The following is a 20,279-nucleotide window of genomic DNA, read 5'->3' on the forward strand; positions in this document are numbered from 1 at the left end:
CCGGATTCCATCAGCAACCCACAGACGAGAGAAAGAGTGACCGTGTCCGAGTCCCCAGAGCTTCACGACGAGGCCATCGAAGAGGCCGAGTCGGTGGAAGCGCCGGCTTCGGCCGAGGCTGAGGAAGTCGCCACGGAGCCCGACGCTACGTCCGCACAAGCGTCCGAAGAGGCGTCCGACGAGGCGTCGGACCCGGTCGAAGAGTTCATGACCCAGCTGCGGCTCCTGCCGGGCGAGTGGTACGTCGTCCACTCTTACGCCGGTTACGAGAACCGCGTGAAGACCAACATCGAGCAGCGCACCCAGTCGCTCAACATGGAGGATTTCATCTTCCAGGTCGAGGTGCCGCAGCACGAGGTCACCGAGGTCAAGGGCGGCAAGCGCCAGAAGGTCAACGAGAAGGTCCTGCCGGGCTACATCCTGGTCCGCATGGAGCTCACCGACGAGTCCTGGGCCGCGGTCCGCAACACGCCGGGCGTGACCGGCTTCGTCGGTCTGTCGAACACCCCGTCGCCGCTGCACCTGCGTGAGGTGGCGACGCTGCTCGCGCCCGAGCCCGAGGAGCAGGCCAAGATCAAGGAGACGGCGAAGGCCGCGGCCACCGTCGACTTCGAGGTCGGCGAGTCGGTCACCGTCATGGACGGCCCGTTCGCCACGCTGCCCGCGACGGTCAACGAGATCAACGCCGAGGCGCAGAAGCTCAAGGTGCTGGTTTCGATCTTCGGTCGGGAGACTCCGGTCGAGCTGTCCTTCAACCAGGTCTCCAAGATCTGACGACCGGCTTCCCAAGATCTGACGGCCAGGTCGTCACGATCTGACGAGCAGGTCTCCGAGGTGCGGCGCCGGAGCAGGACGCTCCGGCGCATACCCTCCATAGACGTCCCCGCGTGCCCGCGGGGAACGCGGTCCCAACGCGGCGGTCGACGTTCCAGCCGCCGCGTCGCCCGTGCGCACGGGAGTGGGGGCCGACGCGAAAACGGAACGAAAGGGTGAGGCATGCCTCCCAAGAAGAAGGTCGCCGCGATCGTCAAGGTCCAGCTGCAGGCCGGCCAGGCGACGCCCGCGCCGCCCGTCGGTACCGCTCTCGGTCCGCACGGCGTGAACATCATGGACTTCTGCAAGCAGTACAACGCTGCCACGGAGTCCCAGCGCGGCAACGTCATCCCCGTAGAGATCACCATCTACGAGGACCGCTCGTTCACGTTCGTCACCAAGACCCCGCCGGCCGCGCAGCTGATCAAGAAGGCCGCTGGGATCGACAAGGGCAGCAGCGAGCCGCACAAGACCAAGGTCGGCACGATCACCCGCGACCAGCTTCGCGAGATCGCCGCGACCAAGATGCCGGACCTCAACGCCAACTCGCCCGAGCAGGCCGAGAAGATCGTCGCGGGCACCGCCCGTTCGATGGGCATCACGGTCACCGACTGACCCCCGCGGTGGATGACACCGCTGCGAGCCGACGAGCGAGTGGAGTGGCCGGTGAGGTACGAGCCGGCCGCGGAGCGAGTGAGAAGGCGAGCGCGGTAGCTGACACCGCGGCAGAACACCGAGGCCGGCGGCGGTCGCCGCCGGCCCGAACCAGGTGTGGGAGGGCCGCGCGCAGGCCCGCACCACGAGCTCCAGATCAGGAGAACACGATGAAGCGCAGCAAGGCGTACCGCAACGCCGACACCAAGATCGACAAGTCGGCGCTCTACAGCCCGGCCGAGGCCGTGAAGCTGGCCAAGGAGACCTCGCCGACCAAGTTCGACGCCACCGTCGAGGTCGCGTTCCGGCTCGGGGTCGATCCGCGCAAGGCCGACCAGATGGTCCGTGGCACCGTCAACCTGCCGCACGGCACCGGTAAGACCGCCCGCGTGCTGGTCATCACCGGTGGCGCCAAGGCCGACGAGGCCCGTGACGCCGGTGCCGACCACGTCGGCTCGGACGACATGATCGAGCGGATCCAGGGCGGCTGGCTCGACTTCGACGCCGTCGTGGCGACGCCGGACATGATGGGCAAGGTCGGCCGGCTCGGCCGCGTGCTCGGCCCCCGTGGCCTCATGCCGAACCCGAAGACGGGCACCGTCACCACCGACGTGGCCAAGGCCGTGACCGAGATCAAGGGCGGCAAGATCGAGTTCCGCGTGGACCGTCACGGGAACCTGCACTTCATCGCCGGCAAGACGTCCTTCACCGAGAAGCAGCTCGTGGAGAACTACGCCGCCGCGCTGGAGGAGATCCTGCGGCTCAAGCCGTCGGCGGCCAAGGGGCGCTACATCAAGAAGGCGACCCTGAGCACGACGATGGGCCCGGGCATCCCGGTCGACCCGAACGCGACGCGCAACCTCGCCGCCGAGTTCGAGGGCGCCGCCGGCTGACATATCGTTCAGCCGACGCGACAGCGATAACGAAGGGGCGTCCCCGGTCGGGGGCGCCCCTTTCGCGTTGTCCCGTGCCGCCTCGAGGCGGGGAGGACATCAACCTTTCGTACGACCCACGTCGCACTCCGGCGAATCAGATCTGGTCCCCATGGGGGATGTTTACAAGATTGCTGGAGGTAACACTCGATAGTGCTGGAACCAGGCGTTCGCGCTCTCACGAGCCGGGGGCCGTACGCGATACGCAGGAGGGTTCAATGGTTCGTCGATATGCGGTCGGTACCGCCGCAAGTGCTGCTCTTCTCGTCTCCCTCACCGGGTGCGGTGGCGCCGCGAAGAACAACGCCCAGGCGGTCAACGTCTCCGCAGCTGAGGCGATCAACCTGGCGGCCCAGAAGACCGGCACCGTCAAGTCGTACAAGGTGGACATCACCGAGAGCGGTACGGGACAGGCCGCCTCCAAGGCGCACGGTGTCGTCCAGGTCCGGCTGAGCCCCGAGCTCGCCGCGGTCGGCACCCTTGACTCGGCCGGTTTCAACGGCCGGTCGGTGCAGTCCGGTCTGCGGGCGATCCTGCTCGGCGACACGCTCTATGGGAAGGTCCCCTCGCAGCTCGCGCAGTTCACCGGCGGCAAGCAGTGGGTGAAGTTCTCCATCTCGAAGGCCGCGCAGCAGGCCGGGGTGAACCTGAACGACATCCTCAAGCAGGCCGACCCCGCGCAGCAGACGAAGATCTTCACCAGCTCGAAGGACGTGCGCAAGGCCGGCACGCAGACCATCGACGGCGTGAAGACGACCCACTACACGGGAACGATCACCGCCAAGGAGGCCCAGGCGCAGCTGACCGGTAAGGCCAAGCAGTCGTTCAACGACCTCTACCAGAAGGGCGGCGCCGAGAAGGTCGTCTTCGACCTGTGGGTCGGCGCGGACAACCTGCCGCGCAAGCTGACGGCCAAGGGTGACGCGTCGGACGGTTCGGCCACCGCGACGATGGTCTACAGCGACTACAACAAGTCGTTCAGCGTGTCCGCGCCCCCGGCGAACCAGGTCGCCGACGGCAACCAGCTGATGCCGAAGCTGGGTTCCGGGCACTGACCTTCGCCCACCGGCTCCGGCGAGGCCGGCCGGCACGTCCCGGCCCGCCCCGCGCCGGGAGGCTCGGAAACGGCGGCGCGTCCGGCGGCTCACGGCCCCGGGCGCGCCGCCGTTCTCTTGTGGCGGATGGTGCGATTGAACCGATTGGGGCGGACCAACGTCCAACTGCTGTCCGCCCGCGCGCGGCCGTCGCCCGGTCGGTGCGCACCGCAATCAGAGGAGACGTTGATGATTCGCCGAAACGCCGTCTGTATCACCGCCGGGGCCGCACTGGCCCTGTCCCTCGCCGCGTGCGGCGGAGGAGACGGTGACAAGAAGGCGCAGGGAGGTTCGTCGACGTCCGGGAACACGAAACTCGCGGCGGAGCAGATCCTGAGCACGGTGTCGCAGAAGGCCGGCGAGATCAAGTCGTTCACGGCCACCCTCTCCTCCGACACCTCGACGTCGGGGCAGAACGTCAAGATGAACGGCCGGATCTCCTACCGGCTTGAGCCGAAGCTCGCGATGAAGATGAACGTCACCGGGATGTCGGTCAACGGCAAGGAGACCGGTGGCTTCCAGGAGATCCTCCTCGGCGACAACGTCTACATGAGGATGGCGGCGCTGTCGCGGCAGACCGGCAAGCCGTGGGCCAAGATGTCGCTCAGCAAGGTCGGCGCGAAGAGCGGCATCGACATCAAGTCGCTCCTCAACCAGTCCAAGCAGACCGACCCCTCGGCCAACGTCCGGATGCTGACCGCCTCCAAGGACGTGCGCAAGATCGGGACCGAGACGGTCGGCGGCACCCAGGCGACGCACTACCAGGGCACCTACTCCGTGCAGGACGCCCTGGCCAAGCTCGACGGCGACCAGCGCGCGGCGATGCAGCAGATGATCGCCAAGAGCGGGCTCGACAAGATGAACTTCGACCTGTGGATCGATGACCAGCAGCTGCCTCGCAAGATGACGGTCACGACCCCGGCGGGTTCGCAGGTGCGGACGACCACCACGATGACCTACAGCGGATTCAACAAGCCGGTCTCCATCGCGGCCCCGCCCGCTGGTCAGGTCACCTCCATCGGCTGACGCCCTCGGGCACCACTCCGCCGGTGCCGAAGGTCGCGTCAAAGGCTCCTCGCCGGTGCCGGAGGTGGCTCGGCGGGCGCGGATTTGGTCGTCCCGGCCGGATCGCGTACGCTGTTCAACGCCGAAGACCGCCGGTCGTCACCCACGGGGTGACTGAAGGTCCCGCACAGCGGGCGGCCCGCGTAGGTGACATCGAGAGCTGAGACGTGACCTGGTGCTGGTCATGTCCTACGCCCCGTGCGCCTGCGCCGGGGCGTTCGTCGTTCTCTGGGCCTTCTCCACCGGCGCACATCTGGAAGGAGGCCCATGGCGAGGGCGGACAAGGCGGCGGCGGTCGCCGAGCTCAAGAGCGAGTTCGAGAGCTCGAGCGGCGCCGTGCTGACCGAGTACCGCGGGCTCACCGTGGCACAGCTCAGTGAGCTGCGCCGATCGCTCGGTGAGAATGCACGTTTCGCCGTGGTGAAGAACACGCTGACCAAGATCGCCGCGCGCGAGGCCGGGGTCACCGAGGAGCTCGAGCAGCTGCTCCAGGGCCCGTCGGCGATCGCGTTCGTCAAGGGCGATGTGGTCGAGGCCGCCAAGGGCCTGCGTGACTTCGCCAAGGCCAACCCGAACTTGGTGATCAAGGGCGGCGTCGTCGACGGCAAGCCGATGACGTCCGAGGACATCACCACGCTCGCCTCCCTCGAGTCCCGTGAGGTTCTCCTCGCGAAGCTCGCGGGTGCGATGAAGGCGTCGATGGGCAACGCCGCCGCTCTCTTCAACGCCCTGCCGACCAAGGCCGCTCAGCTGGCCGAGGCTCTGCGGGTCAAGCGTGAAGAGGAGGGCGGGGCCCCGGCGGCCGCCGCCGAGGCGCCGGCCGAGACGTCGGACGAGGGTTGATCCCGCGGTCGTAACAGACCTGACTTACCCCACCCGCACGAGCGACGCGGGTTTTCAACAGGAGGAAGCAACACCATGGCGAAGCTCAGCACCGACGAGCTGCTCGACGCGTTCAAGGAGATGACCCTTCTCGAGCTCTCCGAGTTCGTGAAGCAGTTCGAGGACACCTTCGACGTGAAGGCCGCCGCGCCGGTCGCGGTCGCCGCCGCCCCGGGCGCCCCGGGTGCCGCCGCGGAGGCGGAGCCGGAGAAGGACGAGTTCGACGTCATCCTCGAGGCCGCCGGCGACAAGAAGATCCAGGTCATCAAGGAGGTCCGTGGCCTCACGAGCCTGGGCCTGAAGGAGGCCAAGGACCTGGTCGACGGCGCGCCGAAGCCGCTGCTGGAGAAGGTCAACAAGGAGACGGCCGACAAGGCCAAGGAGGCCCTGGAGAAGGCCGGCGCGACGGTCACCGTCAAGTAAGGCGTCTTCTCCCGGCGCTTTCTCAGCGCTCTTCGAGGGCGGTCACCCTTCCGGGTGGCCGCCCTTCGCCGTTCGGTCCGAACCGCACGGGTGAGAAGGTCGACCCAGGCGGTGCGACCGCCCGCGAAAAAGCGCCTCCGCCGGTCAGGGCCGCTCGCCTCGGTGATCGTTTACGGACACTCCGTACGCGTTCGCGGTCGGGGACCCTCTTCCCAAGCGAACTGTTGGACCGCTAGTCTCATAAGTCGGACTTGAGTAACGATCTGCTTACGAGGCAGCCTCCGCCCCGGTGACGACGGTTTTACCTCTTCCATTCGAGCGAGGGATGACTACGGTAGGTGGACGCGGCACGCACGATGGCCCCCGGCCACTGATCAGTGGCTCTGTGTGACCCGGCAACGTAACCCATCGGTAACTCGCTCGTTGTACCGGACACCCCCCCTGGGCCGGCTTGACGAAAGGTGACGAGTGGGCGTCGAAATCAGAGTCGAAGGGCTGACCAAGTCCTTCGGGCGTCAGGTCATCTGGGAGGACGTCACCCTGACGCTGCCCGCCGGCGAGATCTCCGTGCTGCTCGGACCCTCCGGTACCGGCAAGTCGGTGTTCCTCAAGACGATGGTCGGCCTGCTCAAGCCGGACCGCGGCCACTGCTGGATCGACGGCAAGGACATGCCGAACCTCCGCGAACGCGACATGTACGAGGTGCGGAAGCTCTTCGGCGTCCTGTTCCAGGACGGTGCGCTGTTCGGGTCGATGAACCTCTACGACAACATCGCCTTCCCGCTGCGCGAGCACACGCGCAAGTCGGAGTCCGAGGTCCGGCGCATCGTCCTGGAGAAGATGGAGATGGTCGGCCTCGGCGGAGCCCAGAACAAGTTCCCCGGCGAGATCTCCGGCGGCATGCGGAAGAGGGCCGGGCTCGCCCGCGCGCTCGTGCTCGACCCACAGATCATTCTCTGCGACGAGCCCGACTCCGGCCTGGACCCGGTCCGCACGGTCCTGCTGAACCAGCTGATCGTCGACCTGAACGCCGAGATCGAGGCGACGATCCTCATCGTCACCCACGACATCAACACCGCCCGTACGGTGCCGGACAACATCGGCATGCTGTTCCGCCGAGAGCTGGTGATGTTCGGGCCGCGCGAGATGCTGCTGTCGAGCGAGGAGCCGGTGGTCCGGCAGTTCCTCAACGCGCGCAAGGTCGGCCCGATCGGCATGTCCGAGGAGAAGGACCTGTCCGAACTGGAGGCCGAGGCCCGCCTCGGCCGCGACCCGGGGCCGCTGCCGCCGATCCCGCCGCAGCTGATGACCAGCGACGGGCGCCTCCGCCGGACCCAGCACGCTCCCGGCGAATGGCTGCGCACGCACGGCGTCACTCCGCCGGAGGGCTCCTTCATCGACGAGATGGGCCGTGACTGGCTGCAGGAGTGGCCCAAGTACGTCGCCGAGATGTCGGCGGGCGCCGGGCGGCATTCCGAAGGGGCGCACTGATGGCGCGCGCCGGCAAGGTGGCCGACGGCGTCGCCAACGCCACGCTGCGCGAGCCCGGCCGCTTCTTCGCCCTGTCGCTGGACACCTTCCGGGCACTGTTCAAATGGCCGTTCCAGTGGCAGGAGTTCCTGCAGCAGGCGTGGTTCATCGTCAGCGTCACGGTCGCGCCCACCATCATGGTCGCCATCCCGTTCGGCGCGATCCTGTCGTTGCAGGTCGGCAACCTGATCCGGCAGCTCGGCGCGCAGTCCCAGACCGGCGCGACGGCGGTGCTGGCCATCGTCCGGGAGGCCAGCCCGATCGTGACGGCCCTGCTGATCGCGGCGGCCGCCGGCTCGGCGATCTGCGCCGACCTGGGCGCCCGGAAGATCCGCGAGGAGATCGACGCGATGGAGGTGCTCGGTATCAACCCGCTGCACCGTCTCGTGGTGCCGCGCGTGCTGGCCTGCGCGTTCGTCGGGCTCTTCCTCAACGGCATCGTCTCGGTCGTCGGCATCGCCGGCGGCTACGTCTTCAACGTCCTGCTGCAGGGCGGCACGCCCGGCGCGTACATCGCCTCGTTCAGCGGCCTGGCGCAGCTGTCCGACCTGTACCAGGCCGAGGTGAAGGCGGTCGTGTTCGGCGTCACCGCCGCGCTCGTCGCCTCGTACAAGGGCCTGACCGCCTCCGGCGGCCCGAAGGGCGTCGGCGACGCGGTGAACCAGACCGTGGTCATCGCGGCGATGGCCCTGTTCGTGGAGAACTTCGTGCTCAGCGCGCTGTACTTCCAGCTCGTCCCGCAGAAGGGCATGTGATGGCGGCCGGCACCTGGGGCGGGTTCCGTACCGCCAAGCGCGTCATCGACGCCCCCCTGGAACGCCTGGAGGGCTTCGGCCACCAGATGGCGTTCTACGTACGGGCGTTCGCGTGGGTCTGGCGGGTCCTCCTCCGCTACAAGAAGGAGGTCATCCGGCTGCTCGCCGAGGTCAGCCTCGGCACCGGCGGCCTCGCCGTCATGGGCGGCAGCGTGGCGATCGTCGGCTTCATGACCTTCTTCACCGGCACCGAGGTCGGCCTGCAGGGCTACAACGCCCTGAACCAGATCGGCAGCGCCGCCTTCAGCGGCTTCGTCTCGGCGTACTTCAACACGCGCGAGCTCGCGCCCACCGTGTCGGCGCTGGCGCTGTCGGCCACGGTCGGCTGCGGCTTCACCGCCCAGCTCGGCGCCATGCGGATCAGCGACGAGATCGACGCCCTGGAGGTCATGGGCGTGCCGTCGCTGCCGTTCCTGGTGACGACGCGCCTGATCGCCGGCATGCTCGCCGTGATCCCGCTGTACGTCATCGGCCTGCTGGCGTCGTTCGTCGCCACGCGGCTGATGGTGACCGTGTCGTTCGGCCAGTCCAGCGGCACGTACGACCACTACTTCTACCTGTTCCTCCCACCCCACGACGTCCTGTGGTCGTTCGGGAAGGTCCTGGTCTTCGCGATCCTCGTCATGCTGATCCACTGCTACTACGGCTTCAACGCCAGCGGCGGACCGGCCGGCGTGGGCCTGGCGGTCGGCCGCGCCGTCCGTACGAGCCTCGTGGTCGTCAACATCGTGGACCTGCTCATGGGGATGGCGATCTGGGGCGCGACCACCAGCGTACGGATCGCCGGCTGAGACGAGAGGTGTGAGTGCGCGATGGCGACTGCTGAGCGGCGGGAGGACTCATGAGTTCCACCCCGTTCTTCGGCTCGTGGTCCGAGCGGCTGCGCTACCGCCTGTACGGCCTGGTGTTCGTGCTGGTGGTCCTCCTGCTCGTCGTCCTGATGGTGATGCAGTACAACAAGGCGTTCACGCCCGTGTACCACGTCACCGTCGACAGTGACCGGGCCGGGCTGCAACTGGTCCCGCACTCCGACGTGAAGGTCCGCGGCCTGATCGTCGGAGAGGTCAGGAAGATCCGCCAGACGGCGGACGGCGCGGCGATCGACCTGGCGCTCGACCCCGACAAGGCCCGCCTCATCCCGGCGAACTCCTCGGCCCGGATGCTGCCCAAGACGGTGTTCGGCGAGAAGTTCGTCGACATCGTGCCCCCCGCGGGCGTACTCGGCGGCCGTCACCTGCGCAACGGCGACGTCATCCCGCAGGACCGCTCCACGATCGCCGTAGAGGTCAACCAGGTCCTCAACGACGTGATGCCGATCCTGAACGAGGTCGAGCCGGCCAAGCTCAACGCCACCCTGAACGCCCTGGCCACCGCGCTGCAGGGCCGCGGCGACCAGATCGGCCAGATGCTCGTCGACGCCGACGACTACCTCAAGCGCCTCAACCCGCACCTGCCCACGATCGTGCACGACCTGCGGCAGCTGGCCATCGTCAGCGACAACCTGGGCGGCGCCGCGCCCGACCTGATCTCGATCATGCAGAACCTCCAGACGACGAACAAGACGATCGTCGACAAGGAGCCTCAGCTCGTCGCGGCCCTCGACAAGGGCATCGGCCTCACCGGCGACGCCACGGACTTCGCCGCGAACAACGAGCCGCGCATCGAAGGCGCGATGATCGCCAACCGGAAGGCGCTCGCCCTGCTGGCCAAGTACTCCCCGAGCGTGCCGTGCGTGTTCCAGGGCATGGCCAGGCTGACACCCCGGCTGGTCGACGCGATGGGCGGCCGCCAGCCGGGCGTGCACGTCACGCTGGAGCTGGTCAAACCGCGCCCGGGGTACAAACCGGGTCTGGACCGCCCGGAGTTCAAGGACCACCGCAACCCTCGCTGCTACGGCCTGCCGAACCCGAAGGTGCCGTTCCCGCAGTACCAGGAGCTCGACGGCACCGAGGACGACCAGTGGTGGGCCGGCGGGGCGGGCCGGTCCCTGTCGAGCGTCCTCGTCAAGCCGGGCTCATCGGACGATGACAGCCTGCTCAAGGGCCTGATGGGGCCCGCCATGGGCACCCGCGCCGACCAGGTCTCCGACCTCGCCGCGCTGCTGTACCGGCCCGCCACGAGCGGAATGGTGGTGACCGCCAAGTGAAGACCACCTCGGCGGTCGTCAAGCTGCTCATCTTCGCGGTCATCGCCACGCTCTCCACGGCGATCCTCGCGGTCACCATCTCCAACACCCAGTTCGTGCCGAGCCGGAAGTACAACCTGATCTTCACGGACGCGGCCGGGCTGAACACCGGCGACGAGGTCCGCATCGCCGGCGTGCGCGTCGGGGAGGTCAAGGGGATCAAGCTGTACCAGGGCCACCTGGCGAAGGTCACGATCTCGGTGGTCGACGAGCAGGCCCTGCCCCGCAGCACGCAGGCCCAACTGCGGTACCGCAACCTGATGGGCCAGCGGTACGTCTCCCTCACCGAGGGCTCCGGGCAGGGCGGCGAACTGCCGGCCGGCGGGACGATCCCGAAGGAGCAGACGCAGCCGGCGCTGGACCTGACCGCGCTGTTCAACGGCTTCCGGCCGCTGCTGCGTGCCATCAAGCCGCAGGACGTCAACCAGCTCGCGTACCAGATCATCCAGGTGCTGCAGGGCGAGGGCGGAACGGTCAACGGACTGCTCGCGCACGTGGCCTCCCTCACCGAGACCCTCGGCAACCGCGACGAGGTCATCGGCCGCGTCATCGACAACCTCGACAAGGTGCTCGCCACCATCGACTCGCGTGACCAGGAGGTCTCCGGGCTCATCACCAACCTCAAGAGCCTGGTGTCCGGGCTGTCCGCCGACCGCCACGCGATCGGCGAGTCGCTGGTCAGCGTCAACCAGCTGATCTCCACGACCAACGGCCTGCTCACCGACGTACGCCCGTCGGTCAAGGCCGACATCGCCACGCTCGGCCACCTGTCGAAGGTGCTCGCGGCCAACGGCGGCCGGCTGGACAAGGCGTTCGCCGACATGCCGACCAACTTCATGCTGCTCGACCGGGCGGCGTCGTACGGCTCCTGGTTCAACTTCTACCTGTGCAGCCTGGACGCGCGGATCGGACTGCCCGGCCAGGTCTCCATCAACACTCCCCAGATCCTGAACGAGAACGCCCGATGCAAGGGGTGATCACGTGAACGAGGCAGCGACGAGGGGAGTGGAACGGTGAGAGTCTCCTTCCGCGACCGGGACCCCCTGGTGATGGGGATCATCGGCATGTCGTCGGTGGCCCTCCTCGTGGTCGCGGCGTTCAACCTGACGGTCTTCGAGGGCGGGACGACGTACCACGCGGCGTTCACCGAGGCGAGCGGCCTCAAGCCGAACGAAGAGGTGCGCGTCGCCGGCGTCAAGGTCGGCAAGGTCAAGAGCGTCACGCTGGAGGACGACCACGTGCGGGTCGCCTTCACCGCCGGTTCACACGTCCGCTTCGGCACGCAGTCGCGGGTCCGCATCAAGATCTCCACCCTGCTGGGCGCGCACTACCTGGAGGTCGATCCGAAGGGCGACCGCCGCCAGTCGCCGCACGCCGAGATCCCCACGTCGCGCACCACCCCGTCGTACGAGGTCGTGCCCGCCCTGCAGGACCTCTCGGGGCGGCTGCAGAAGATCGACGTGCCACAGCTCGCCAAGGCACTGGACACCGTGGACCAGGTCCTGAAGTACTCCCCGGACAACGTACGCCGGACGCTGAGCGGGCTGAGGAAGGTCTCCCAGGCCGTCTCCTCCCGCGACGACGAGCTGAGCGGCCTCCTCGGCCACACGCGGAACCTCACCGGACTGCTGGCCGACCGCAGCGGCGACCTCGCGCAGCTGGTCTCGAACGGCGGCCTGCTGCTGCAGGAGCTCAACGACCGCCGGCAGGTGATCACGTCGCTGTTGTCCGGCACGGTCAGCCTCTCGAACCAGATCACCGGGACGATCGAGGAGAACCGCGCCACGCTGAACCCCGCGATGCGGCACCTGCACAGCGTCGTGGACATCCTGCTGCGCAACCAGACCAACCTCGACAAGGCGGTCAAGGTGCTGGGCCCGTTCGTCACCGTCTCGGGCGACGCGACCGCCCAGGGCCGGTGGTTCGACGGCTACCTGCAGAACCTCATCCCGCTCCCGGTCGCGATCGGCCCGGCCCAGCCGGACACCGGCACGGCGAGCGGGTCCGGCACGCGCACGCCCGGCGGCACGCCCACGTCCGGCACTCCCACGTCCGGTGCGCGCACGTCCGGCGAGCGCACGCCCGGGAGCACGCCCGCGTCCTCCGGAACGGGTCGCCACTGAGATGAGAGGGACGAACGAGGTGTCTCGATCGGGGCGGCCGGCGCGCCGCCGAGCGGCGCGGATCGTTGCGACGGCGCTGACGCTCACCGCGGCCGTCTCGGGCTGTACGTTCCGGGGCGTGTCGAACATGCCGCTGCCCGGCGGCATCGACACCGGCTCCGACCCGTACGACGTGAAGATCGTGTTCTCGAACGTCCTGGACCTGGTGCCGCAGTCGCAGTGCCGGGTCAACGACGTCCCGGTCGGCCGGATCACCAAGATCCGCCTGGTGAACTGGAACGCCGAGGTGACCTGCCGGCTCCGGCGCTCGGTCGACCTGCCGGCCAACGCGGTCGCCACGATCTCCCAGACCAGCCTCCTCGGCGAGAAGTTCGTGGCGCTGTCCGCGCCGCAGGGCCAGACGCCGCAGGGAAAGCTCACCCAGGGCGCGGAGATCCCCCTCGACCGCACCACCCGCGACACCGAGGTCGAGGAGGTGCTGTCGGCGATGTCCATGCTGGTCACCGGCGGCGGCCTCGAGCAGATCTCCACGATCAACCACGAGCTGAACGCCGCGATGCGGGGCCGCACCACGCAGATGCGCGACCTCCTCGACCGCGTGAACGTCTTCGTCGGCACCCTGGACCGGCAGAAGGCGCAGATCGTCACCACCATCGACAAGGTCGACCGGCTCGCCGCCACGCTCGCCCGGCACAACCAGACGATCGCCGACACGATCGACAGCACCGGTCCCGCGGTGAAGATCCTCGCCGAGCAGCGGCAGGACCTCACCAAGCTGCTGGTCAACATGGACCGGCTCGGCACCGTGGCGACGCGGGTGATCAACCGGTCGCACGACGACACGGTCGCGAACCTCAAGGACCTGCAGCAGGTCCTGCAGAACACCGACAAGGCCAGCAACGTCATCCCGAAGATCCTGGGCGGCCTGTTCACGTTCCCGTTCCCGCAGACCGTGTCCCAGGCGCTCAAGGGCGACTACGGCAACCTGTTCGCCACCCTGGACCTCAACGTGGGGAACATCGCCCACAACTTCCTGACCGGGACGGCACTGGAGGGGGTCGGGAAGGCCGCTGAGAAGCTCCAGGCGTCCCTGCCGGCCCCGCATACGAGTATTCCGAACAATCCGCTCGGCGTGCTCCCAGAGAGCGGCTCCGGCGCGGGCGCGGGTCAGGGCGGCTCTCAGCAGGGCGGTTCGCAGGATGGCGGCGGCATCCTGCCGCCACTCGGGATGGGCGGCGCGCCGGGTGAGGACCTGGGCGCGCTGCTGAGCGGAGGCACCGCATGATCATCAAACGCGGGGTCAAGATCCAGCTGACGGTCTTCGCCGTCATCACGGTGCTGACCATGGCCTACACGCTGGTCAACATCATCGGGATCGGCCAGACCGTCCTCGACCTGCGGTACCGCGTGTACCTCGACATGGCCGACTCCGGCGGCATCTTCACCAACGCCGAGGTCACCTACCGGGGCGTCACGGTCGGCCGGGTCGGGCCGCTGCACCTGACCAAGGACGGCGTCCGCGTCGAGCTGCGCATCAACCACGACCGGAAGGTCCCCGCCGACGGCGTGCAGGCCTACGTGCTGAACCGCTCCGGCGTCGGCGAGCAGTACGTCGACCTGCGCCCCGCCGGGAACGGCCCGTCGCTGAAGAACGGCGACGTCATCCCGCGTGACCACACGCACCTGCCGGTGCAGACGTACGAGCTGCTGCACAACATCGACGCTCTCGTGCGCACCGTGAACCCCAAGGACCTCGGCACGGTCATCAACGAGCTCGACAAGGCCCTGTCGGGCGAGGGCGCGGACCTGCAGTCGCTCCTCGACTCGAACAAGAAGATCCTGGCCGCTCTGAACGACACCTACCCCCAGACGATCGCGCTGCTCAACAACGGGCGCACGGTGCTCGACACGCAGGTCGACGAGGGGTCGGTCTTCCGTGAGTTCTCTCACAACCTGGCGTCGCTGACCGCCGAGCTCAAGCGCGACGACCCCGACGTGCGCACGTTCCTCAACGTCACGCCGGGCGCCCTGGACCAGGGCCAGGACCTGCTGGACCACCTGGAGCCGACACTGCCGACGCTGCTGGCCAACGGCTCGGTCATCGGGTCGGTGCTGACCTCGCGGACGAACCAGCTGCGGACGATGCTGATCACCTATCCGCTCATCGTCGGCGGCGCGTTCAGCGTCACGCCCGGGGACGGCACGGTGCACTTCGGCCTCGAGCTCAACTTCAACCAGCCGCCCGTGTGCACCAAGGGTTACGAGGGAACGAAGATCCGCTACCCGCAGGACACCCGGCCCGCCACCGTCAATCCCAAGGCGTCCTGCAAGGCGCCCAAGAACGCCACGACCGCCGTACGCGGGTCCCGCAACGCCCCGCCGGCCGGGCCGTACCCGAAGCTGCCCGCCGGCGCGACCTCGGGCGCCGGGTTCCCGTACGAGACGTCGACCGGCGGCGGTACGAGCGGCGGCGGGGACGCCGCCGAGCAGGCGTCGGCGAGCGGGCGGAAGGCGACGGACGGCGGCTCTTCGGCGGGGGACTCCGGCTCCGGGCGGACGGCCACCTCCGGGCTGCAGACGCTGTTCGTCAGCGGTTACGATCCCCGGACCCGCGTTTACGTGGGGCCCGACGGGAAGCAGTACCGCCTGGGCAAGGTCAGTCAACTGACGGGAGACGCTTCATGGCAGACGCTTCTGCTGAGCCCGATCGTCGGCTGAGCGGCCGCCGCCTGGGCGTGACGCTCGCGCTGCTCTGGGTCGTCCTCCTCGCCCTCCTGGTGCCGGTGGGACTGCTGGCGGACAAGACGTACGCCGCCGACACCCGCAGAGCCGACATCGACGCCGTGCAGACCGTCGCCCGCCGGGTCGTCACCAACTTCTACTCGATCAGCTACCAGAGCTTCGACCAGGACGCCCAGCGGGTCTACGCTGACATGTCCGACAAGTTCAAGGCCCAGGCCGTCCAGCAGCTCGGGACGACCTGGAAGCAGACCGTCGTGAACAACAAGCTGGTCTCCAGCGCCGCGGTGTCCGCCTCAGGAGTGATCGACATCGGGCCCAAGTCCGCCGAGGTCATGGTCACCGTCCGCAGGACCGCGCAGTCCGCCCAGGTCAAGACGCCCGCCTCGTCGTGGCAGAGCGCCCAGGTACAGCTGACCAAGACCGGCGGTCACTGGCGGGTCTCCGGGATGGGAGGACTGCAGTGACCGCCCTCACCAGGCGCAAGGGCGCACCGGCCGAGGACTCCGCCGAGGAGACGGCGGCGGAGACCCCCGCGGAGCGCTCGCCCGCCACCGTCCCGCTGGTCATCCTGGCCTGCGCCGTGCTCGTCGTGGCGATCGGCTGCCTCGACCTGTGGCACCGCAGGAACCAGGACATCGCGGTGCAGCACGCCCGCGAGGACGGCCTGGCCGCTGCGCAGTCCGCCGCCAAGGACCTGCTGTCGTACAACTACCGGACGCTCGACTACGACCTGAAGAAGGCCGAGTCCGAGATGACGCCGGCGATGGCGAAGTCCTACGCCGAGTACTGGAAGATCTTCCGGCCGTCCGTGGAGAAGAGCCAGACCCAGGCGCTGACCCAGGTGCAGGTGGCGTCGGTCGCGCACGCCACCGCCGACCGGGTCGAGGTGCTCCTCTTCGTGAAGATGATCTCGGTCAACGCCGCGCACAAGGAGCCGCAGGTCGACACGTCCTGGCCGCGGCTGCAGATGAAGAAGAGCGGCAAGAAGTGGCTCATCGACGGCCCGCGGATGACCACCCCGCCGCCGGCCTCCTCCGGCTCCGCCCCGCCGGCCTCCTCCGGTCCCGGCGCGACGCCGACCCCGTCCGCGTCGAAGAGGCGCTGATCGCTCCTGCGGGCCGCGCCACCGATCGAATCTGAAGATTTTTTCACCGCCCCTCGCCGGGGCGGCGCGGGCGCCTGCGCGAGGACGGCCGGTCGCCCGTGGTGAGGACGGCCAGGGCCCCGCTTCCCCGTAAACTATGGGCTTCCTCACGCTGGCCGATCGGGCGGAATGTCCATGTCTAGTCTTGACGCGGGGCCGCTGACGAGCGATGCTGCGGAGCAACTGTGATGCATACCGTGGCTCCGCGCTCGACAGCGGTGTGGCGTTCGGCTACACTGCCCCTTTGCGCTGCCCTCTGACTATCCACACATCGACACCCCCGTTTTCGGCGGGGTCTATCGGCGTGGATCGTCTGGCGTGCGCGTCGTCAGTCCCGCCGCGAGCCCTCGGAAGGACCACTCTTGGCAGCCTCGCGCAACGCCTCGACTACCGCAACCGGTCCGAACCGCGTTTCCTTCGCGCGTATCAAGGAGCCTCTGGAAGTTCCGGACCTCCTCGCGCTGCAGACCGAGTCCTTTGACTGGTTGCTCGGTAACGAGAGGTGGAAGGCCCGGGTCACTGCGGCCCAGCAGGCCGGTCGTAAGGACGTCCCGACCCAGTCGGGACTTGAGGAGATCTTCGAAGAGATCAGTCCGATCGAAGACTTCTCCGGCACCATGTCCCTCTCGTTCCGTGATCACCGGTTCGAGCCGCCCAAGTACTCCGTCGAGGAGTGCAAGGACAAGGACATGACCTTCTCCGCCCCCATGTTCGTCACGGCGGAGTTCATCAACAACTCCACGGGGGAGATCAAGAGCCAGACGGTGTTCATGGGTGACTTCCCGCTCATGACGCCGAAGGGCACCTTTGTCATCAACGGCACCGAGCGTGTCGTCGTTTCACAGCTCGTCCGCTCGCCGGGCGTCTACTTCGACCGGACCCTGGACAAGACGTCCGACAAGGACCTCTTCGGCTGCAAGGTCATCCCGTCGCGCGGCGCGTGGCTGGAGTTCGAGGTCGACAAGCGGGACAACGTGGGCGTCCGCATCGACCGCAAGCGCAAGCAGAGCGTCACCGTCCTGCTCAAGGCGCTGGGCTGGGACGACGCCCGCATCCTGGAGCGCTGGGGCGACTACGAGTCCATGCGCGTCACGCTCGAGAAGGACCACACCACCGGGCAGGACGACGCCCTGCTCGACATCTACCGCAAGCTGCGTCCGGGCGAGCCTCCGACGAAGGAGTCCGCGCAGACGCTGCTGGAGAACCTCTACTTCAATCCGAAGCGCTACGACCTGGCGAAGGTCGGCCGCTACAAGGTCAACAAGAAGCTCGGCCTCGACATCGAGCTCACGCAGGGCACGCTGACCGAGGACGACATCGTCACGACCATCGACTACCTCGTCCGGCTGCACGCCGGCGAGGAGGAGATGACGGCCCCCGCGGGCCGCGACGTGCCCGTCGAGACCGACGACATCGACCACTTCGGCAACCGCCGCATCCGCACGGTCGGCGAGCTCATCCAGAACCAGGTCCGCCTGGGCCTGGCCCGCATGGAGCGCGTCGTCCGCGAGCGCATGACGACGCAGGACGTCGAGGCGATCACGCCGCAGACCCTGATCAACATCCGCCCGGTCGTGGCGTCGATCAAGGAGTTCTTCGGCACCTCGCAGCTGTCGCAGTTCATGGACCAGACCAACCCGCTCGCGGGCCTGACCCACAAGCGCCGCCTCAACGCGCTGGGTCCCGGTGGTCTGTCCCGTGAGCGCGCCGGCATGGAGGTCCGTGACGTCCACCCGTCGCACTACGGCCGCATGTGCCCGATCGAGACGCCGGAAGGCCCGAACATCGGCCTGATCGGCTCGCTGAGCTCGTACGGCCGGGTCAACCCGTTCGGCTTCATCGAGACGCCGTACCGCAAGGTCGTCGACGGCCGGGTCACCGAGCAGATCGACTACCTCACCGCGGACGAGGAGGACCGGCACGTCGTCGCCCAGGCGAACACGCCGCTCCAGGACGACGGCACCTTCGTGGAGAACCGCGTCCTCGTCCGCCGGAAGGGCGGCGAGGTCGAGTTCATCCCGCCGTCCGAGGTCGACTACATGGACGTCTCGCCGCGCCAGATGGTGTCGGTCGCGACGGCCATGATCCCCTTCCTCGAGCACGACGACGCGAACCGCGCGCTCATGGGCTCCAACATGCAGCGCCAGTCCGTCCCGCTGCTGCGCAGCGAGGCGCCGCTGGTCGGCACCGGCATGGAGTACCGCGCGGCGACCGACGCCGGTGACGTCATCACGGCCGAGAAGGCCGGTGTCGTCGAGGAGGTCTCCGCCGACTACATCACCGTGATGAACGACGACGGCACGCGCACCACCTACCGTGTCGCCAAGTTCAAGCGGTCCAACCAGGGCACCTGCTTCAACCAGAAGCCCATCGTCGACGAGGGCCAGCGGGTCGAGGTCGGCACCGTCGTCGCCGACGGTCCCTGCACGGACAACGGTGAGATGGCGCTCGGCAAGAACCTCCTGGTGGCGTTCATGCCGTGGGAGGGCCACAACTACGAAGACGCGATCATCCTCTCCCAGCGTCTGGTGCAGGACGACGTCCTGTCCTCGATCCACATCGAGGAGCACGAGGTCGACGCCCGCGACACCAAGCTGGGCCCGGAGGAGATCACCCGGGACATCCCGAACGTCTCCGAAGAGGTCCTGTCCGACCTGGACGAGCGCGGCATCATCCGCATCGGCGCCGAGGTCACCACGGGCGACATCCTGGTCGGCAAGGTCACCCCGAAGGGCGAGACCGAGCTGACCCCGGAGGAGCGCCTGCTGCGCGCGATCTTCGGCGAGAAGGCCCGCGAGGTCCGCGACACCTCCCTGAAGGTGCCGCACGGCGAAGAGGGCAAGGTCATCGGGGTCCGCGTGTTCAGCCGGGAAGAGGGCGACGAGCTCCCGCCGGGCGTGAACGAGCTGGTCCGGGTGTACGTCGCCCAGAAGCGCAAGATCACCGATGGTGACAAGCTCGCCGGCCGTCACGGCAACAAGGGCGTCATCTCCAAGGTGCTGCCGGTCGAGGACATGCCGTTCCTGGAGGACGGCACCCCGGTCGACATCGTCCTCAACCCGCTCGGCGTGCCCGGCCGAATGAACGTCGGCCAGGTCCTGGAGACCCACCTCGGGTGGGTCGCCAGCCGAGGCTGGCAGGTCGAGGGCGACGACGCCGAGTGGAAGCGCCAGCTGAAGGCGATCGGCGCCGACGCCGCACCGGCGGGCACCAACGTCGCCACTCCGGTGTTCGACGGCGCCCGCGAGGAGGAGATCACCGAGCTGCTCGACAGCACCCTGCCGAACCGCGACGGCCAGCGCATGGTCCAGAAGACGGGTAAGGCACGGCTGTTCGACGGGCGGACCGGTGAGCCGTTCAAGGACCCGATCGCGGTCGGTTACATCTACATCCTGAAGCTGCTCCACCTGGTCGACGACAAGATCCACGCGCGTTCGACCGGCCCGTACTCCATGATCACCCAGCAGCCGCTCGGCGGTAAGGCCCAGTTCGGTGGCCAGCGCTTCGGTGAGATGGAGGTCTGGGCACTGGAGGCGTACGGCGCCGCCTACGCCCTCCAGGAGTTGCTCACCATCAAGTCCGACGACGTCCTCGGCCGCGTGAAGGTGTACGAGGCCATCGTCAAGGGCGAGAACATCCCTGAGCCGGGCATCCCTGAGTCCTTCAAGGTGCTGATCAAGGAGATGCAGTCGCTGTGCCTGAACGTCGAGGTGCTCTCCAGCGACGGCATGTCCATCGAGATGCGTGACACCGACGAGGACGTCTTCCGCGCCGCGGAAGAGCTCGGCATCGACCTGTCCCGGCGTGAGCCGAGCAGTGTCGAAGAGGTCTGAGGAACGGGGAGCCGACGAGTGAACGACGCAGGCGGCGGCACGGG

General features: G+C 68.2%; 18 protein-coding genes. All 18 read left to right on the plus strand.

Annotated features, from left to right (window positions below):
• Nucleotides 1–42 precede the first annotated feature (42 nt).
• The 18 genes from nusG to rpoB all read left to right on the plus strand — a co-directional run bounded on the left by nusG (nt 43) and on the right by rpoB (nt 20,235).
• The gene (nusG, locus tag NE235_RS29935; RefSeq protein WP_252808790.1) at nt 43–774 is read left to right on the plus strand and encodes a transcription termination/antitermination protein NusG; all 732 of its coding nucleotides are present in this window, start codon (nt 43–45) and stop codon (nt 772–774) included.
• 222 nt (nt 775–996) lie between these two features.
• Nucleotides 997–1,428 carry a 50S ribosomal protein L11 gene (rplK, locus tag NE235_RS29940; RefSeq protein ID WP_252780321.1) on the plus strand — a complete coding sequence of 144 codons (432 nt, stop codon included), beginning with the start codon at nt 997–999 and terminating at the stop codon, nt 1,426–1,428.
• Between the two features lie 209 nt (nt 1,429–1,637).
• The gene (gene rplA, locus NE235_RS29945) at nt 1,638–2,360 is read left to right on the plus strand and encodes a 50S ribosomal protein L1 (protein ID WP_252808792.1); all 723 of its coding nucleotides are present in this window, start codon (nt 1,638–1,640) and stop codon (nt 2,358–2,360) included.
• Nucleotides 2,361–2,617: 257 nt separating this feature from the next.
• Nucleotides 2,618–3,454, plus strand: coding sequence for a LolA-like protein (locus NE235_RS29950; RefSeq protein ID WP_252808800.1), 837 nt, complete (start codon nt 2,618–2,620; stop codon nt 3,452–3,454).
• Between the two features lie 228 nt (nt 3,455–3,682).
• Nucleotides 3,683–4,519 carry a DUF6612 family protein gene (locus tag NE235_RS29955; RefSeq protein WP_252808802.1) on the plus strand — a complete coding sequence of 279 codons (837 nt, stop codon included), beginning with the start codon at nt 3,683–3,685 and terminating at the stop codon, nt 4,517–4,519.
• Nucleotides 4,520–4,825: 306 nt separating this feature from the next.
• Entirely contained in the window at nt 4,826–5,401 is a 576-nt protein-coding gene (gene rplJ, locus NE235_RS29960) for a 50S ribosomal protein L10 (RefSeq protein WP_252808805.1), read from the plus strand.
• Between the two features lie 75 nt (nt 5,402–5,476).
• On the plus strand, nt 5,477–5,863 hold the full coding sequence (rplL, locus tag NE235_RS29965; protein WP_252780336.1) for a 50S ribosomal protein L7/L12: 387 nt from the start codon (nt 5,477–5,479) through the stop codon (nt 5,861–5,863).
• Nucleotides 5,864–6,331: 468 nt separating this feature from the next.
• Nucleotides 6,332–7,354, plus strand: a complete 1,023-nt coding sequence (locus NE235_RS29970) for an ABC transporter ATP-binding protein (RefSeq protein WP_252808807.1) — start codon at nt 6,332–6,334, stop codon at nt 7,352–7,354.
• Nucleotides 7,354–8,148, plus strand: a complete 795-nt coding sequence (locus tag NE235_RS29975) for an MlaE family ABC transporter permease (protein WP_252808809.1) — start codon at nt 7,354–7,356, stop codon at nt 8,146–8,148. The genes NE235_RS29970 and NE235_RS29975 overlap by 1 nt, the downstream gene beginning before the upstream one ends.
• The gene (locus NE235_RS29980; protein WP_252808811.1) at nt 8,148–8,999 is read left to right on the plus strand and encodes an MlaE family ABC transporter permease; all 852 of its coding nucleotides are present in this window, start codon (nt 8,148–8,150) and stop codon (nt 8,997–8,999) included. Before NE235_RS29975 ends, NE235_RS29980 begins: the two co-directional genes overlap by 1 nt.
• Nucleotides 9,000–9,049: 50 nt before the next feature.
• Nucleotides 9,050–10,354, plus strand: a complete 1,305-nt coding sequence (locus NE235_RS29985; RefSeq protein WP_252808813.1) for an MCE family protein — start codon at nt 9,050–9,052, stop codon at nt 10,352–10,354.
• Nucleotides 10,351–11,370 (plus strand): MCE family protein, encoded by a 1,020-nt coding sequence (locus tag NE235_RS29990; protein WP_252808815.1) that lies wholly within the window; start codon nt 10,351–10,353, stop codon nt 11,368–11,370. Before NE235_RS29985 ends, NE235_RS29990 begins: the two co-directional genes overlap by 4 nt.
• Before the next feature lie 36 nt (nt 11,371–11,406).
• On the plus strand, nt 11,407–12,516 hold the full coding sequence (locus tag NE235_RS29995) for an MCE family protein (RefSeq protein WP_252808817.1): 1,110 nt from the start codon (nt 11,407–11,409) through the stop codon (nt 12,514–12,516).
• A 1-nt stretch (nt 12,517) separates the two neighbouring features.
• Nucleotides 12,518–13,801: an MCE family protein gene (locus NE235_RS30000; RefSeq protein ID WP_289849406.1), complete on the plus strand. Its 1,284-nt coding sequence runs from the start codon at nt 12,518–12,520 to the stop codon at nt 13,799–13,801.
• On the plus strand, nt 13,798–15,234 hold the full coding sequence (locus tag NE235_RS30005) for an MCE family protein (protein WP_252808819.1): 1,437 nt from the start codon (nt 13,798–13,800) through the stop codon (nt 15,232–15,234). Before NE235_RS30000 ends, NE235_RS30005 begins: the two co-directional genes overlap by 4 nt.
• Nucleotides 15,198–15,722: a hypothetical protein gene (locus tag NE235_RS30010; RefSeq protein ID WP_252808820.1), complete on the plus strand. Its 525-nt coding sequence runs from the start codon at nt 15,198–15,200 to the stop codon at nt 15,720–15,722. The genes NE235_RS30005 and NE235_RS30010 overlap by 37 nt, the downstream gene beginning before the upstream one ends.
• A complete protein-coding gene (locus NE235_RS30015; RefSeq protein WP_252808822.1) occupies nt 15,719–16,363 on the plus strand; it encodes a hypothetical protein in 645 nt (214 codons plus the stop codon). The genes NE235_RS30010 and NE235_RS30015 overlap by 4 nt, the downstream gene beginning before the upstream one ends.
• Nucleotides 16,364–16,764: 401 nt before the next feature.
• Complete coding sequence (gene rpoB, locus NE235_RS30020; protein WP_252808824.1) at nt 16,765–20,235, plus strand: DNA-directed RNA polymerase subunit beta; 3,471 nt, start codon at nt 16,765–16,767, stop codon at nt 20,233–20,235.
• Nucleotides 20,236–20,279 lie beyond the last annotated feature (44 nt).

The sequence above is a fragment of the Actinoallomurus spadix genome (genome assembly GCF_024055725.1).
Lineage (GTDB): Bacteria > Actinomycetota > Actinomycetes > Streptosporangiales > Streptosporangiaceae > Actinoallomurus > Actinoallomurus spadix.